The organism is Janthinobacterium sp. PSPC3-1 (assembly GCF_049896105.1).
GTDB lineage: Bacteria > Pseudomonadota > Gammaproteobacteria > Burkholderiales > Burkholderiaceae_D > Janthinobacterium.
The window spans coordinates 221,001-234,304 of record NZ_JAFCTQ010000003.1; the positions used below are offsets into that span (position 1 = coordinate 221,001).

General features: G+C 65.4%; 13 protein-coding genes. 8 read left to right on the plus strand and 5 right to left on the minus strand.

From position 1 onward, the window contains the following. Positions 1-77 precede the first annotated feature (77 nt). Positions 78-692, plus strand: coding sequence for a TetR/AcrR family transcriptional regulator (locus tag ACP7B7_RS05575; RefSeq protein WP_426075982.1), 615 nt, complete (start codon positions 78-80; stop codon positions 690-692). Between the two features lie 4 nt (positions 693-696). Here ACP7B7_RS05575 and ACP7B7_RS05580 read toward each other — a convergent pair whose 3' ends face one another. The 3 genes from ACP7B7_RS05580 to ACP7B7_RS05590 all read right to left on the minus strand — a co-directional run bounded on the left by ACP7B7_RS05580 (position 697) and on the right by ACP7B7_RS05590 (position 2,109). Then, entirely contained in the window at positions 697-1,059 is a 363-nt protein-coding gene (locus ACP7B7_RS05580) for a flagellar basal body protein (RefSeq protein ID WP_426075983.1), read from the minus strand. Positions 1,060-1,156: 97 nt separating this feature from the next. Next, positions 1,157-1,681 (minus strand): hypothetical protein, encoded by a 525-nt coding sequence (locus ACP7B7_RS05585; RefSeq protein ID WP_065307680.1) that lies wholly within the window; start codon positions 1,679-1,681, stop codon positions 1,157-1,159. Positions 1,682-1,692: 11 nt separating this feature from the next. Next, positions 1,693-2,109 (minus strand): BON domain-containing protein, encoded by a 417-nt coding sequence (locus ACP7B7_RS05590; RefSeq protein WP_426075984.1) that lies wholly within the window; start codon positions 2,107-2,109, stop codon positions 1,693-1,695. 248 nt (positions 2,110-2,357) lie between these two features. On the opposite strand from ACP7B7_RS05590, the gene ACP7B7_RS05595 reads away from it, so the two are divergent. From ACP7B7_RS05595 to ACP7B7_RS05615, 5 genes are all read left to right on the plus strand, one after another. Then, the gene (locus ACP7B7_RS05595; protein ID WP_426075985.1) at positions 2,358-3,458 is read left to right on the plus strand and encodes a dienelactone hydrolase family protein; all 1,101 of its coding nucleotides are present in this window, start codon (positions 2,358-2,360) and stop codon (positions 3,456-3,458) included. Positions 3,459-3,611: 153 nt separating this feature from the next. After that, positions 3,612-5,126, plus strand: coding sequence for an NYN domain-containing protein (locus ACP7B7_RS05600; protein WP_426075986.1), 1,515 nt, complete (start codon positions 3,612-3,614; stop codon positions 5,124-5,126). A 52-nt stretch (positions 5,127-5,178) separates the two neighbouring features. Continuing rightward, positions 5,179-5,799, plus strand: coding sequence for a PAQR family membrane homeostasis protein TrhA (gene trhA, locus ACP7B7_RS05605; RefSeq protein WP_308920177.1), 621 nt, complete (start codon positions 5,179-5,181; stop codon positions 5,797-5,799). A gap of 80 nt (positions 5,800-5,879) precedes the next feature. After that, complete coding sequence (locus ACP7B7_RS05610; RefSeq protein ID WP_426075987.1) at positions 5,880-6,761, plus strand: LysR substrate-binding domain-containing protein; 882 nt, start codon at positions 5,880-5,882, stop codon at positions 6,759-6,761. 80 nt (positions 6,762-6,841) lie between these two features. Beyond that, the gene (locus tag ACP7B7_RS05615; RefSeq protein WP_426075988.1) at positions 6,842-7,891 is read left to right on the plus strand and encodes an MORN repeat-containing protein; all 1,050 of its coding nucleotides are present in this window, start codon (positions 6,842-6,844) and stop codon (positions 7,889-7,891) included. Here the strand turns inward: ACP7B7_RS05615 and ACP7B7_RS05620 are convergent. Together ACP7B7_RS05620 and ACP7B7_RS05625 are read right to left on the minus strand one after the other, a co-directional pair. Beyond that, the gene (locus ACP7B7_RS05620; protein WP_426075989.1) at positions 7,888-10,767 is read right to left on the minus strand and encodes a bifunctional diguanylate cyclase/phosphodiesterase; all 2,880 of its coding nucleotides are present in this window, start codon (positions 10,765-10,767) and stop codon (positions 7,888-7,890) included. The genes ACP7B7_RS05615 and ACP7B7_RS05620 overlap by 4 nt on opposite strands. A 141-nt stretch (positions 10,768-10,908) precedes the next feature. After that, a complete protein-coding gene (locus tag ACP7B7_RS05625; RefSeq protein ID WP_426075990.1) occupies positions 10,909-11,679 on the minus strand; it encodes a transferase spermidine synthase in 771 nt (256 codons plus the stop codon). A gap of 144 nt (positions 11,680-11,823) precedes the next feature. Between ACP7B7_RS05625 and ACP7B7_RS05630 the strand changes: the two genes are divergently transcribed. Together ACP7B7_RS05630 and ACP7B7_RS05635 are read left to right on the plus strand one after the other, a co-directional pair. Next, a complete protein-coding gene (locus ACP7B7_RS05630; protein WP_308920182.1) occupies positions 11,824-12,099 on the plus strand; it encodes a hypothetical protein in 276 nt (91 codons plus the stop codon). A 31-nt stretch (positions 12,100-12,130) separates the two neighbouring features. Then, positions 12,131-13,282 carry a diguanylate cyclase gene (locus ACP7B7_RS05635; protein ID WP_426075991.1) on the plus strand — a complete coding sequence of 384 codons (1,152 nt, stop codon included), beginning with the start codon at positions 12,131-12,133 and terminating at the stop codon, positions 13,280-13,282. The last annotated feature ends 22 nt before the right edge of the window (positions 13,283-13,304 follow it).

A 13,304-nucleotide genomic window follows, 5' to 3' on the forward strand; every position in this document is an offset into this window, starting at 1 on the left:
CCGGTCAAGACCCGCGGCAAAAATCGCAGCGCGCAGGCGTTATACTGGCCGCCAGTTTTGCAAAGGGATACAGCACCATGGCAGGAAGACCGAGGGAATTTGACCGCGCGCTGGCGCTGGAAAAAGCGCGCGACGCGTTCTGGGCGCGCGGCTATGAAGGGGTGGCGATGAGCGACCTGGTGGAGGCGCTGGGTATTGCGTCGGCGCGCATCTATGCGGCGTTCGGCTCAAAGGAAGCGCTGTTTCGCGAAGCGGTGGAGCTGTATGAAACGGGCGAGGGCGCGTTTGCCGTGCATGCGCTGGCCGCCCCGTTGCCGGTGCGCGAGGCGGTGGCGCGCATGCTGGAAGCGGCCGTGCTGCTGTACACGCGCAGCGGCCAGCCGCAGGGCTGCATGGTGGTGACGGCGGCCACCAATACCAGCGCCGGCAATGACGGCATCCGCGATTGGCTGGCGCAGCACCGGCGCGCGCGTACCGAGGCGGTGATCGAGCGGCTGCGCGCGGCGCAGGCGGCGGGGGAATTAACGGCGCAAACGGATGTGCAGGCGCTGGGCGACTGCTATGCGGCGCTGCTGCATGGCTTGTCGGTGCAGGCCAGGGATGGCGTGCCGGCCGAGCGGCTGCTGGCGCTGATCGCGCCCGCGCTGGCGGCGCTCGACCAGGCTGGCATATCGATAGCCGCTAGCAAGTAACTGCTCAGGTCCTGACGTCGATCAGGCTGCCCAGCGCCTGGTCGGCAGCCTTGACGACATTGGCCGACAGGTTGAAGCCGGCCTTGTAGACCAGGGTGTCGGTCAGTTCCGACGCCAGCCCCACGCCGTTCGGGCGGCTGGCGGCGCTGGCGTCCGCCGGGGCAGGGGTGTTTTCGCTGGCCGACAGCCGGCGCCCTTCGGCCGACAGGGTCACGCCGGTGCCAGCCGGGCTGCTTTCCTGGAACTGGGCGCGCTGCGGCTGGAAGCCCGGCGTATTGGCGTTGGCGACATTGTTGGCGGCCACGTCCAGCGCGCGCTGGTTGGCGGTCAGCCCTGCGGTGCCGGTGGTGAGGGCGGAGATGGACATGGTGGCTCCCTGGAATATGCCGCCAGTTTACTCCTGTTTGGCTTGCCCATGAAAAATGCCACCCGCAGGTGGCATTCTGAAATCATGCAGCAGCGACTCAGGTCGGTGCGTGCGATTCCGAGGTCGACTTGATGTCATGCGCATTGGCGCGCTCGAAAATTTCCTTGACGACCTTGATCTGGTCCGACGATTCGGTATGTACCGAGATCAGGATATTGCCGTTGCGAACCTTGTCGTCATACTGCTTGGCTTCCAGTTCCGGAATGCCCATGCCGACCAGGCCGCCAACGATGCCGCCCGCCGCGCCGCCGATGGCCGCGCCGCCGAGCGCCGCCATGATCGGGCCAGCCGCGATGAAGGGACCGACACCCGGGATCGCCAGCGAGCCGATGCCAACCAGCCAGCCGAGCACGGCGCCCGTGCCCATGCCGGCCACGCCGCCGGTGGCTGCGCCTTCCGGCATTTTGGTGTTTTGCTCGTGGGCAAAGTCACGCGTGCCGGTCTTGTCCGGGAACAGCACCGAGATATCGTTGTTCGAGAAGCCGGCGTCTTTCAACGAGTTGACGATGACTTCGGCTTGGGTGTGTTCCTGGGCGATGCAATAAACGGCGTTCTTGCTCATGGTGTATCTCCTTAGTTGGTTTTGATGTCGAGTTTGTTGTCGATGCTGTTCACGCCGGCCAGCGGCTTGATCAGTTCTTCGACTTTCATTTTTTCGTCGGCCGATTTGACCGGGCCGCGCAGTGTCACGACGCCGTTTTTCACGAGGATTTTTACGTTATGGGCGGTGGTCGACAGCGACTCGTCCTTGACCACGGCCTTGCGCGCTTCGGCCAGCAGGGTGCGGTCGGTCTTGGCGTTCGACTGTTTCTGTGGCGTCTGGCTGGCAGTGCCCTTGTCGCGTTCGTTCATGTCCGAATTGTCGGCGGCCGGGCTGGCCACGCCAGGTTTGCTTTGATCTTTGGCATGCGGCGCCGTTTGCGCCGTGGCGATCGAGGCGCTGCACGCCAGTGCCAGCGTCAGGCTGATGAGTTTTATTGCGTTGCGCATTCCATGCTCCTTGTAGGTACCGGCCGTTGTTGTGCCGAGAACTTCAGCATAGAGCAGGCAAGATTGACACGGTGTTAAGTACTTCACCTTGCGGCGAAGTAAATGAAAATAGCCACTGCGAAAAAAAGTTGCTGGCGATAATTGTTTAATATTGCTTTGCGTAAGCTTCGTACTAGACTCGACGCAATTGTTTGCCTTGCCCTCTGGAGTGCCGCATTTTTCCGTCCGTTTGCCGCCTGTTGCTCTGCGTGTTGTCCAGCTTGCCCCTGTTCGCCCGCGCGCTGACCTTGCCGCCTGATGCGCGCCTGCGCGAAGAAGTCATCATGGTGCCGTCCGGCGACGGCGGCCGCGAACAGCTGGAAACGACCGTGTTCCGGCCGCCCGGCCCCGGGCCGTTTCCGCTGCTGCTGATGAATCATGGCAAGCAGCCCGGGCCGGCAAGTCAGCAGCCACGCGAGCGCTTCATCTACATGGCCGCCGAATTCGTGCGCCGCGGCTATGCCGTGATGCTGCCGATGCGCGCCGGGTATGCCGGCTCGACGGGCGCCTACCGCGACCATGGCTGCGACATGGCGGCCAATGCGGCCGGCCAGGCGCGCGACGTGGGCGATGCGCTGGCCTATGCGCGGCGCCAGCACTGGATCGATACGAGCCGCATCGTCGTCGCCGGCCAGTCGTATGGCGGCCTGGCCGCGCTGTCGCTGGCCACGCAGGCCCTGCCCGGCGTGCGCGGCGTGCTCAATTTTGCCGGCGGCCTGCGCGTCGATGACGGCGCCTGCGACTGGCAGGCGGCGCTGGACGTGGCCTTTGCCGCCCTGGGCGCGGCCAGCCGGGTACCCAGCCTGTGGCTGTATGGCGAGAACGATGGCTATTTCGCGCCGCCGCTGGTGCGCCGCCTGTACCGGGCGTATACGGCGGCGGGCGGCCAGGCCGAGCTGTTCGCCTATGGCGCCTTCAGGCGCGATGCGCACCTGACCCTGGGCAGCCGCGACGGCGTGGCCGTGTGGCTGGCGCCCACCGAGCGTTTCCTGCGCCGCATCGGCATGCCGGCCGCGCCGGTGGTGGCGCTGTCCGAACCGGCGCCGCCGCCGGCCACGCGGTTCGCCAGCCGCGGCGATGTCGGCGCCGTGCCCTACCTGGCCGAAACGGGCCGCGCCGCCTACCGGGTTTTTCTCGGCAAGCTGCAGCCGCGCGCGTTTGCCGTCTCGGCCAGCGGCGCCTGGGGCTGGGCCGAGGAGGGCGAAAGCCCGGCGCTGCGGGCGCTCGACTCCTGCCAGCAGGGCAGCAGCGCGCCCTGTCATTTGTATGTGGTCGATGACAGCGTGGTGTGGCCGGCGGGTGGGCAATAAGGCCGCGCGTACGATAAGAGTTCGTGAAAACGGCGGCGGGCGAATATACTATCGGAAATAACGGACGGCGCAAGCCGTCCAGGCAGGCCTGCTGCGACTGCCCGCTTCGATATAATCGGAGCAGGCCAACCCATCACTTGAGAACAAATCCCTATGGCGTCATCCCCAGAAAACCTCAGCATGGCCGTGTTTTGCGACTTTGAAAACGTCGCGCTCGGCGTGCGCGATGCAAATTACGAAAAATTCGACATCAAACCGATCCTGGAGCGCTTGCTGCTCAAGGGCAGCATCGTTGTCAAGAAGGCCTATTGCGACTGGGACCGCTACAAGAGCTTCAAGGGCACCATGCACGAAGCAAACTTCGAGCTGATCGAAATCCCGCATGTGCGCCAGTCCGGCAAGAATTCGGCCGACATCCGCCTGGTGGTCGATGCGCTCGACCTGTGCTACACCAAGGCCCACGTCAACACGTTCGTCATCATCAGCGGCGACTCCGACTTTTCGCCGCTGGTGTCGAAACTGCGCGAAAACGCCAAGCAGGTGATCGGCGTGGGCGTCAAGCAGTCGACCTCCGACCTGCTGGTGGCCAACTGCGACGAATTCATCTTTTATGACGACCTGGTGCGCGAAAGCCGCCGCACGGCCGCCAAGCGCGATGCCCGCAATGAGCGCGATGAGCGTGATGCCCCGGCGCCGAAACGTTCGGCTGACGAAGAAGTGCGCCGCAAGGAAAAATACGAGTCGCGCAAGACCGAGGCGATCGAGATGGCCGTCGAAACCTTCGACGCGCTGGTGTCCGAGCGCGGCGACAGCGGCAAGATCTGGGCCTCGATGCTGAAAGAAGCGATCAAGCGCCGCAAGCCCGACTTCAGCGAATCGTTCTACGGTTTCCGCACCTTCGGCAACCTGCTTGAAGAAGCGCAGACGCGCGGTTTGCTGGAATTTGGCCGCGATGAAAAATCGGGCGCCTATGTGTACCGCAGCAGCGGCCTGGCGCCGGCCGCTTCCGTGCCAGCTGTCACGGACAACGCCAGCGAAGTCGTGGTGGTGGACGCCGCCGCGCAGGAAGACGGCAACCGCGACAGTGGCAACACCGGCAACCGCCGCGAGGGACGTGACAACACGCGCCGCAATGGCCGCGGCGGGCGCAAGCAGAACGACAACCGCCGCAACGATGCCGTACCGCAGGCCTTTGTGCCGGTGGCGGAAGTGGAAACGCCGGTCGAGGCCGTCGAGACGGTGCAGGAGCCGGTGCAGCAAGCGGCTGAGGCGGTAGAGACCGTGGCGGAAGACAGCAAGCGCGGCTCGCGCCGCAATGGCCGTGGCGGGCGCAACAGCAATAATCGCGAAGCGCGCAATCCCGTGGCCGAGGTGGTGGAAGTGGCACCGGTCGTCGAGTTCGTGCCTGAACCGGAGCCGGTGGTGGAAACCGTCGTCGAGCCGGTGATCGAAACGCCGGCCGAAGTCAAGCCGAAACCGAAGCGTACGCCGGCCCGCAAGGCGGCGGCTGCCAAGAAACCGGCCAAGGCGGCGGTGGAAGCGGTTGAAGCTGTGGTCGAGGTGGCGCCGGTGGTTGAAGTCGTGCCAGCGGTGGAAGAACAGCCAGCCAAGGCGCCACGCAAGACGCCAGCACGCCGTCCTGCGCGCAAGAAGGTTGAGGAAGCTTGATTGAACCCCTGAATCAGGGTCCGGCACCAGCCCTTGCCTGGGGTCTGTAGCCATGTACCCCGGCGAACGCTTCAACAGTATCTCCCACGTGGTCGGCGCGGCGCTGGCCGCCATCGGCGGGGTGATCCTGGTGGTGGCGGCGGCGCGCACGGGCGATGCGTGGAAAATCGTCAGCTGCAGCGTGTATGCGGCCATGCTGCTGACCTTGTACCTGACGTCCTCGCTGTACCACAGCGTGCGCGCCAGCAGGGCCAAGACGGTGCTGCAGCGGCTCGACCATTGCGCCATCTATCTGCTGATAGCGGGCACCTACACTCCCTTCATGCTGGTGACCTTGCGCGGGCCGTGGGGCTGGTCGCTGTTCGGCGTGGTGTGGGGCCTGGCCGTGATCGGCATCGCGCAGGAATATCTGTACGCCAGGGGCGCGCGCATTTTGTCGCTGGTGATCTATGTGCTGATGGGCTGGCTGATCGTCATAGGCTTGAAACCGCTCTTGGCGGCACTGGAATGGAACGGCTTTTTGTGGCTGGCGGCCGGCGGCCTGTGCTACACGGGCGGCATCGGCTTCTACGCCACCGACCACAAGCTGCGCCATGGCCACGGCATCTGGCACTTGTTCGTGCTGGCCGGCAGCAGCTGCCATTTTATCGCCATCTTGTTCTACGTTGCCTGACGTAGCGGGCAAGCCGGGCGCCGCCCCGACTATTGCTGATAATCCATTATAATGCCCCGATCTGTGAAACAAGGGCAAGAATGGATATCAACTCGGACGACCTGAAAATCTTCGTCACCGTCATCGACAGCGGCACCCTGAGCGCGGCCGCCGTGCACCTGGGGCAAACCACCTCGGGCGTGAGCCGGGCCTTGTCGCGCCTGGAAGACAAGCTGTCCACCTCCCTGCTGACGCGCACCACGCGGCGCATGGAACTGACCGAAGAAGGGCAGCTGTTCCTGGCGCGCGCGCGCACCATCCTGGCCTCCATGGAAGACGTGGAAGAATCGATCCGCATCCGCCGCCAGAAACCGGCCGGGCGCCTGTGCGTGGACGCCGCCTCGCCCTTCATGCTGCATTGCGTGGTGCCGCACGTGGCCGAATTTCGCGCCATGTACCCCGAGATACGGCTGGAATTGACCAGCAACGACCAGATCGCCGACCTGCTGGAACACCGCACCGATATCGCCATCCGCATCGGCGCCCTGGCCGACTCCACCCTGCATGCGCGCGCCTTGAGTTCCAGCCCGCTGCACCTGCTGGCCACGCCGGCCTACCTGGCGCGCCATGGCGCACCAGGCACGCCGGAAGAACTGGCCAACCACGCGCTGCTGGGCTTTGCCCAGTATGACCTGGGCAATAACTGGCCGTTGCGCCACCAGGCCGGCAACAGCCTGCAGATCGTGCCGGCGCTGGCCGCCTCCAGCGGCGAAACCTTGCGCCAGCTGGCGCTGCACGACCAGGGCATCGTGTGTTTGTCCGACTTCATGACGCGTGACGATATCGCCGCCGGGCGCCTGGTGAAAGTGCTGCAGCCGTTCTACACCGGCTACCGCCAGCAGATCCACGCCGTGTATTACCGCAATACCCAGCTGGCGCAGCGCATCAGCTGCTTCCTCGAATTCCTGCAGCAAAAGCTGTAGTGGAGACTGTGAGAATGCGTGTATTTTCCCTCATGTAGCTTATGTTAACATATTGCAACTTTAACTATTGCAAATATGTTATGAAAGCTTGCTTTTCCCTGATAGTCTTGCTGGGTGCTTCCAGCGCCGCTGCCGCCGACATCCGCTACGCCGGCAAGCCGGACTGCCGCGTTGTCGAACCGGCGCGGGTTGCCGGCCATGCGGCGTACTGGAGCGGCGCTTGCCAGGACGGTTATGCCAGCGGCCCCGGCGCTTTGCAGTGGAGCCTGGATGGCAAGCCGACCGAACGCTATGAAGGGCCGCTGGCCAAGGGCCTGCCGGAGGGGGCCGGCATCGCGCAACGGGCCGATGGCAGCGTGCACGAGGGCACGTACCGGGACGGCGAGCTGCAGGGGCCGGCGGTGGTGGTGTTTAAAAGCGGCAACAAGCTGGAAGCCACCTTCGAGCATGGCAAGCCGGTCGGCAATGTCAAGGCCGCCTTTGCCGGCGGAGACCGTTATGAAGGTGGCTGGCGCAATGGCCCGGAAGGCAGCGGGACGATGACATTTGCCCTGGGCGGCGCCTATCGCGGGCCATGGCGCGAGGGCAAGCCGGTCGGCGACGGCGAGATCCTGTATCCGAACGGGCAGGTGCTGAAAGCCCGCTTCAACGGCAGCTTCCAGTTGACGCAGCGGCCGCAGCCGGAGACGCCCAAGCTTTACAACATCAAGCGCGAGGATGCGCGCACCGGCTCGAACATACGCCCGGTGGTCGGCAGCAATTTTGTGGTGCCGCCGGAAAAACCATATGCCGAGTTGACGCCGGATCAGCAAGCGCTGGTGAAAGGCAGGTACAAGGCCTTGCAGGAGGACGATGCGCCGCCGTATCCGGAAAAAGGCATGCTGCAGATTTCGCGCGCGATGGGGAAAATGATCTCGTACGGCTACACCACGGGCGTCTTGCGCGCGAATGTCAGCGTCAATGAAAAAGGCGTGCCGCAGAGTGTGACCTTGCTGGAAAGCCCGGACAGCGAAGCGGGCAAGCTGGCGGGCTCGATCCTGATGCTGATCACCTATACGCCGGGACGTTGCGCGGGCCAGCCTTGCGCCATGATGGTGCCATTCAATTACTCGCTGAGCGTCGTGCACTAGCCTGCCGGCGTGACCAGTTCGCCGCGCAGCAGCAGCTCCACTTCATGCGCCGGCAGCGGATGGCTGAAGTAAAAGCCCTGTGCTTCGTCGCAGCCGTGGCGGCGCAGGTAGTCCAGCTGTTCCGCCGTTTCCACGCCTTCGGCCACCACGCGCAGTTTCAGGTTGTGCGCCAGCGCGATGATGGAGACCACGATGGCCGCGTCGTCGGCATCGCTGGCGACGTCGCCGACAAAACTGCGGTCAATTTTGAGGACGTCGATCGGGAAGGTGCGCAGGTAGGCAAAGCTGGAATAGCCGGTGCCGAAATCGTCGATCGACAGTTGCACCCCCAGCGCCTTCATGTCGTGCAGCTGGCTCACCGCCAGCGCCACGTCGTGCATGAACAGGCTTTCCGTCAGTTCCAGTTCCAGGCAGGCCGGCGCCAGGCCGGTTTCCGCCAGCACGTCGGCGATCGAGGCCACCAGGTTCGGCTCATTGAACTGGCGCGCCGACAGGTTCACCGCCAGGCGCAAGGACCCCAGGCCGGCCGCATGCCAGGCCTGCATCTGCGCGCAGGCCTGGCGCATCACCCAGGCGCCGATCGGCACGATCAGGCCGGTATCTTCGGCCAGCGCGATAAAGCGGTTGGGCGCCACCATGCCCAGTTCCGGGTGGCGCCAGCGCAGCAGCGCTTCGACGCCAACGATGCGCCCGCTTTCCAGGTCCAGCTGCGGCTGATAATGCAGCACGAACTGGTCGCGCTCGAGGGCGTTGCGCAGCGCCGTTTCGATGCGCAGCCGTTCCAGGGTAGCCTGGTTCATCGCCTTGGTGTAGAACTTGATGGTATTGCGGCCCTGTTTCTTGGCGCTGTACATGGCGATGTCGGCCTGCTCGATCAGGTTCTGCGTTTCGCCGTTCAGGGTCACGTCGCCGGGCGCGTCGAATTGCGTCATGTCGTAGACGGCCACGCCGATGCTGCAGGTGACAAAGAATTCCTTGCCGTCGAGCAGCACCGGTTGCGCCACGGCGTCCATGATGCGCTGCACCACCGCCTTGCTCAGTTCCTCGTCGGCCTGCTCGGACAGGATGGCGACGAATTCGTCGCCCGACAGGCGCGCCACGGTGTCGCTTTCGCGCAGGCTGGCCTGCAGGCGCGCGGCGATGGTTTTCAGCAGCAGGTCGCCGGCCTTGTGGCCCAGGCTGTCGTTGACGAACTTGAAGCGGTCCAGGTCGATCAGCAGCACCCACAGCGCACGGTTCTTGCGGCGCGACAGCGCCATCGCCTGCGCCAGCCGGTCGCGCAGCAGGGCGCGGTTGGGCAGGCCGGTCAGCACGTCGTGGTGGGCGATATGCTGGATCTGCTGTTCCGCCAGCTTGCGCTCGGTGATCTCGGAACCGGTGCCGCGATAGCCCTTGAAGTCGCCCAGGTCGTCGAACAGCGGTTCGCCATTGATGCTGAACCAGCGCAGCTTGCCGTCGCGGTCGGCCATCGCATATTCGAGGTGGAAGAAGGGCAGGTGGGCCTGCAGGGTGGCCATATGCTGCTTGCCCCAGCGCGCATTGCGCATCTCGGGATTATGGTCCCAGCGCGTGGCGCCGATGAAGCGATCGAGCGGCATGTTCGACTTGTCGGCAAAGCCGCTGGTGATGTGCGTGAAGCGGAAGTGCGCGTCCTGTTCCCAGTACCAGTCCGAGGACAGGGCCAGCAGGCGGCGAAAGCGCTTTTCGCTTTCCTGCAGCGCCCGTTCGGTGCGCTGGCGCGCGCGCACGTCTTCGCTGAGCAGCTCGTTGCTGCGCTTGAGGTCGGCCGTGCGCTGCTCGACCAGCAGCTGCACGCGGCGCGAGCGCTGCGTCAGCGACTGCACGAAGGCGGCTGTCAGCAGGCTGAACAGGAGGCCCGTGACCAGCGTAAACAGCGAGCCCAGGTGGTCGGTCATGAAGGGGCGCGGGTGCGCCACCACGCGCACGTGCCAGGAACGGCCGGCGGTGGCAAAGCCCTTGTCGTAGCGGCTGTGATAGGCGAAATGCAGCCAGCGCGGCAGCCGGTGCCAGCCGCCGGCGTGGTCCTCTTCCGCCACCGCGCCGTGCTGGAAGATGCGGCTGCCCGCTTCGGCGCTGGCGCCGGCAAAGACTTCGATTTCCAGCTGCGGATCATCCAGCAGTTCGGCGCCGGAGAGGATTTTTTGCACCAGCTCGCCGCCGCGGACGACGGCCGCCGTGTCGCCGATCACGGCCGCGCGCCGCTGCTCGGGAGTATCGAGCGGCGCGCCGTGGCGGTACACGGGGCGCAGGATGACAAAGCCCTTTTCCGGGCCCTGGGCCAGGTTCAGCAGGCTGGTCGCCACCGTCAGGTTGCCCGTCACCGCCTGGTCGAGGGCGCCGGCCAGCAGGCCGTCGGGGCGCACGTTCAGGCCGAAGGCGGGCAGGTTGCCGTGCATCGGCTCCAGGTAGTCGACCACCAGGTAGTTGGCGCGCACCGGCGCCGGCAGCATGGCGCCGTCATGCATCTCGAGCATGCGGTAGCCGGGCACGATGGCGCGCAGTTCGGCTTCCAATGCGGCGCGTTCGCCATGCGGCACGCGGCGGTGGTAATTGAAGGCCTGGATGAAGGGATGGCGCTGCAGCAGCGGCGTGGTGAAGTCATGGAACTGCTGGCGCGTGACGGGCACCACGGCGGAAAACAGCTGGTTGGTGGTGGTCAGCACTTCCACCGCGTCGTCCAGGCCCTGCTCGATGGCGGCCACGCGCGCGCCGGCGCGCTGCTGCAGGCTCAGGCTCATCTTGTCGTACTCGAGCTGGCTGATGGCGGCAAACAGCACCGCCGTCACCGACAGGCCGCAGGCAAACGTCAGCGCGGCCGCGGCGGAAAGGGAGTAGGGCAGGCGGCCACGCAGCATGGAAAAGGGTCTCGTTCAGGATGGATCTGGCCCGCCGCGACAGCGGGCCGGCAGAGCCGGTAGTGTGTCATAAACGCTGTCTGGCGTGCTGATTTTGCAACCGCTCAGTGCCATTATGCAACACCGCCATGCAACACCGTTTCAATCCGGCGGCCGCTGGCGCCGTTGCAGGCGCCACAGCTGCCAGGGTGGCAGCAGGCGGTTCAGGAAGCCCAGGCCGCACAGCGCGCGCCAGCGGACCATGCGCACCATGCGCACCGCGCGGCCTGCGTCGGCACGGCCGGGCTTGGCCGCGAAGATGATGCGGTTATTGCCGGCGATGCCGTCGAAGTGGCAGACCAGGCCGCGAAAGGTCAGCATCAGCCGGCCCAGCATGGCCGCGTAGTGCGGATCGTAATTGAACAGGTTGGCCACCAGCACGCTGCCGGGCACCAGCGCGCGCAGGCAGTCGGCATAGAAGCGCGCGCTGCCCAGCGCCGGTGGCAGGCCGCTGGCGTCGAAGCCGTCGAGCAGCAGCACGTCGGCGCTGGCCGGATGCTGGCGGATATAGCTGACGGCGTCGGTCTCGATGATGCGCAGGCGCGCATCGTCGGGCGGCACCATGAATTGCTCGCGCAGCGCGATCACGTCGGCGCGCAGTTCCAGCACCGTGATGCGCGTCTCGGGCAGGTAGCGGTGGCAGAATTTCAGCAGCGAGCCGCCGCCCAGTCCCACCATCAGGATATGGCGCGGGCGCGGCACGAACAGGGTAAAGCACATCATGGCGCGCGCATAGCGCAGCAGCAGGTGATCGGGGCGCGACAGCAGCATTTCACTCTGGATCATGCCGGGGCAAAACTCCAGCCGGCGCCGGTCGCCATCGGTATGCACGAGAGGAGGGGGAGGGGCGGTCGTCTGCGCGTCGATGGGCATGAATCGGTGGGTGGAAAAGAGGCCAGGTTTTGTTGCATTCAAAGAAATCTGATAAGCTCCTGACAGCATACCCGATTTATTATCCCCATAGGGCCGCGGCGCCTCGGCAAGCTGCCGGCAAGATCGGGCACCATGGAGACAAGCATGTTTTTGGATCACCCCACGATTACCGCCACCAACAGTTTTACCGAGCCCGACCGCATCGAGCGGCTGACCCGCGTCTACGGTTACGCGGCGGCCATGGCCGACCAGGCCGGCAACGAGCACTTCATCGAAAAAGTGGCGCAGATCCACGACCACAAGGGCACCCTGATCGTGTTCTGGTACGACGCCCCCACCGAAGCGGAAAAGCACTATTTCGTGCAGGCCTGGGCCAGCAAGGTCGGCGACGGCAGCACCAATGTCGAACACGAGATCTGAGCTGCTGCACGCGCGCGCTCTGGCCTGAGCCATGGATATCAAGACCCTGGTCCTGGCGCTGGCGCTGGGCAACCTGAGCCTGTGCGCCGCGCTGTTTTTCTTCGAGTACGAGCGCAAGAAGTCGTTCGCCATGTCGACCTGGGCGCTGGCCAAGCAGTGCCAGGCCATCGCCTGGTGCCTGCTGTACCTGCGCGGCGTGCTGCCCGATTTCCTCTCCATTTTGCTCGGCAACAGCCTGCTGTTCGCCGGCATGGCGCTCGACGCCGGCGCCCTGTGGCAGGCGGCCGGCAAGAGCGGCTGGCGCCGGCGCCTGCTGCCGGCGCTGGGCGCGGCCGTGCTGCTGTTCGCGCTGTGCTATATATTCGACGTGGCGCCGCTGCTGCGCAGCGCCGGCGGTTCGCTGATCGTGGCCGGCTTCTTCCTGTCCGGCGTGGCCGCCTTGTCGCTGCAGTGGCGCGAGGCGAGCATGCTGCGCCGTTTCCTGGTCGTCGCCATGGGCCTGCTGTCGCTGCTGATCGCCGCGCGCGGCGTGCTGGCCGCCTTCGTGCCGGGCTTTGACGCCGAGCTGATGCAGCTGGCCGGCTTCGGTGCGCTGTACCTGATGATGCTGACCAATGCCTTCGGCTACCTGCTGCTGTCGCGCGAAAAACTCGGTGGCGAACTGGCTCGCCTGGAAGTGGTCGATGCGGCCACGGGCGTGCCGAACCGGCGCGGCTTTTACCAGGCGCTGGCGCCATGGATGGCGCTGGCGCGCCGGCCCGGCCTGCCCACCGCGCTGGTGGTGCTCAATCTCGACGATTTCAAGCGCGTCAACGACAGCTACGGCCATCCGGTCGGCGACGCGGTGCTGAAAAGCGTGGTCGACATCTGCCGCCAGCAATTGCGCGACAGCGACCTGATGGGCCGCCTGGGCGGCGCCGAATTCGCCATCCAGCTGCCGCGCACCAGCTTGAGTGACGCGCTGATGGTGGCCGAACGTATCCGCTTTGCGGTCGCCGCCTTGCCGGTCAAGACGGAAAAAGCCGTGCTCAGCCTGACGGCCAGCCTGGGTGTGACCACCATCCGCGCCGAAGACAGCACGGTGGCGCTGTTCAAGCGCGCCGACGAGGCGCTGCAGGCGGCCAAGGAAGCCGGGCGCAACCGCGTGATGGCGGCGCCGGAGGCCCCCGCACTGGATGTGTAAGCCCTAACTTATATTTAAGCCA

Excerpts from the sequence above, each read along its gene's own strand:
- ACP7B7_RS05610 (WP_426075987.1), top strand. The coding sequence starts at position 5,880 with ATGGATATCAACTCGGACGACCTGAAAATCTTCGTCACCGTCATCGAC.
- ACP7B7_RS05600 (WP_426075986.1), top strand. The coding sequence starts at position 3,612 with ATGGCGTCATCCCCAGAAAACCTCAGCATGGCCGTGTTTTGCGACTTT.
- ACP7B7_RS05590 (WP_426075984.1), bottom strand. The coding sequence starts at position 2,109 with ATGCGCAACGCAATAAAACTCATCAGCCTGACGCTGGCACTGGCGTGC.
- ACP7B7_RS05575 (WP_426075982.1), top strand. The coding sequence starts at position 78 with ATGGCAGGAAGACCGAGGGAATTTGACCGCGCGCTGGCGCTGGAAAAA.
- ACP7B7_RS05580 (WP_426075983.1), bottom strand. The coding sequence starts at position 1,059 with ATGTCCATCTCCGCCCTCACCACCGGCACCGCAGGGCTGACCGCCAAC.
- ACP7B7_RS05620 (WP_426075989.1), bottom strand. The coding sequence starts at position 10,767 with ATGCTGCGTGGCCGCCTGCCCTACTCCCTTTCCGCCGCGGCCGCGCTG.
- ACP7B7_RS05585 (WP_065307680.1), bottom strand. The coding sequence starts at position 1,681 with ATGAGCAAGAACGCCGTTTATTGCATCGCCCAGGAACACACCCAAGCC.
- ACP7B7_RS05625 (WP_426075990.1), bottom strand. The coding sequence starts at position 11,679 with ATGCCCATCGACGCGCAGACGACCGCCCCTCCCCCTCCTCTCGTGCAT.
- ACP7B7_RS05615 (WP_426075988.1), top strand. The coding sequence starts at position 6,842 with ATGAAAGCTTGCTTTTCCCTGATAGTCTTGCTGGGTGCTTCCAGCGCC.
- ACP7B7_RS05635 (WP_426075991.1), top strand. The coding sequence starts at position 12,131 with ATGGATATCAAGACCCTGGTCCTGGCGCTGGCGCTGGGCAACCTGAGC.
- ACP7B7_RS05630 (WP_308920182.1), top strand. The coding sequence starts at position 11,824 with ATGTTTTTGGATCACCCCACGATTACCGCCACCAACAGTTTTACCGAG.
- trhA (WP_308920177.1), top strand. The coding sequence starts at position 5,179 with ATGTACCCCGGCGAACGCTTCAACAGTATCTCCCACGTGGTCGGCGCG.